Source organism: Clostridium sp. RTP31139st1_H3_RTP31139_211217 (assembly GCF_040227035.1).
GTDB lineage: Bacteria > Bacillota > Clostridia > Clostridiales > Clostridiaceae > Clostridium > Clostridium saudiense.
On record NZ_JBCOAB010000112.1, the window covers coordinates 1 to 1,284 of the forward strand.

Sequence of the window (1,284 nt, forward strand, 5' to 3'; positions counted from 1 at the left end):
GAGCTTCTAATCCGTCATATTTCAATCCACTAATTGCTCTATTAACTAAATCTTTTGTTTTTATGGCTTGAGCATAAGTTTGTAGTAATTGTTGATACATATTGATTTCACTACTGTTATAAGCTGCATTATCATTTTCTTCCTTACCTACAAATACCTTGGTACTTGCTTCATAAACCGGATCAATTACAAAGAAACTTATAATTCCTGATATTATAGTAGCTGTTAAAGTGATTGCTACAATTATTATCCAACGCTTTTTTATTGCCTCAAAAATTTCTGAAATACTGATTACTTGTTCTTCCATTTCATTCATTAAAATTTTCACTCCTTATCATCATGACAACCAATATAAAATCAAAATATATAGTTTCATCAATAATTTGTGATGATACTTTAGTTGTCACAAAATTATAATCTTATAAATTAAAATAATTTTAAATTTATGATACAAAATCCCTCATTTAATTTTTTTCTAAAATTCAATCTCAGGAATAACTCCAACACCATGAATTCCACTTTGCTCTTCAAGTGCTTTTAAATACTTTTACACCTGCTTCGTATTGTTGTTTAATGAAAAAAACACTAAGTAATATGAAGCTTATTACAACCGTAATTATTGTTTTCCAATTCTTTTTCATCTCTTCTAAATATTCTGTAATATTTACCATTTATCTCCCTGTTTATTAAATTTATCTTAATATTCTTTATTCAATTGAAATTATATCATAAAATTCGACATTTTAAAGTCAATTTTCTCTTATATTCGACAAATTTGAAAACATATAACTTTCTTTTTTGTGTAATATATTGAATTTTTCATTCCTAATATATCCTTTTTTAAATATTATTAACTTTTTTCATGCTAATCATTTTTATTACATCATTATCATTTCCATATTTCCCACAAAAAAATTTTAATATTATTATATTTCGCATTAAATTTTTAATTTTTTCAATAAATTAGTTGTATATAAATTCTTTCATAGATATTCTATTTAATTCTTCCTATAACTATTGGAAATTATATAATTTAATGAGCATAATTTTTTTGAATCTATACTTACCCCCTTAAATAAAAAAATATCTACATTAATATAGATATCCGTACTATATTTAATGTAGATACTTTTTAACTTATATATAAATTTTAATAATATCTTATCTTTCTTCTTCCTTCAAAATTATATGCATACATTGCTTCATGCTCACTTAAAAATATATTCTGTTATAAAATAATAAAACTTCTTACATGATAATATATTAATTTCCATGTAAGAAGCT

General features: G+C 22.7%; 2 protein-coding genes. Both read right to left on the bottom strand.

All coding sequences use genetic code 11. The features are described from left to right. The coding region (locus tag ABUA17_RS18750; protein ID WP_243277113.1) for a YveK family protein at positions 1 to 316 on the bottom strand (316 nt) is incomplete at its 3' end. Between the two features lie 211 nt (positions 317 to 527). Further along, positions 528 to 671, bottom strand: a complete 144-nt coding sequence (locus ABUA17_RS18755) for a hypothetical protein (protein ID WP_156327510.1) — start codon at positions 669 to 671, stop codon at positions 528 to 530. Positions 672 to 1,284: the final 613 nt, after the last annotated feature.

Bases quoted from the DNA above. Each gene is read 5' to 3' on its own strand.
- ABUA17_RS18755 (WP_156327510.1), bottom strand. From the start codon at position 671: ATGGTAAATATTACAGAATATTTAGAAGAGATGAAAAAGAATTGGAAA.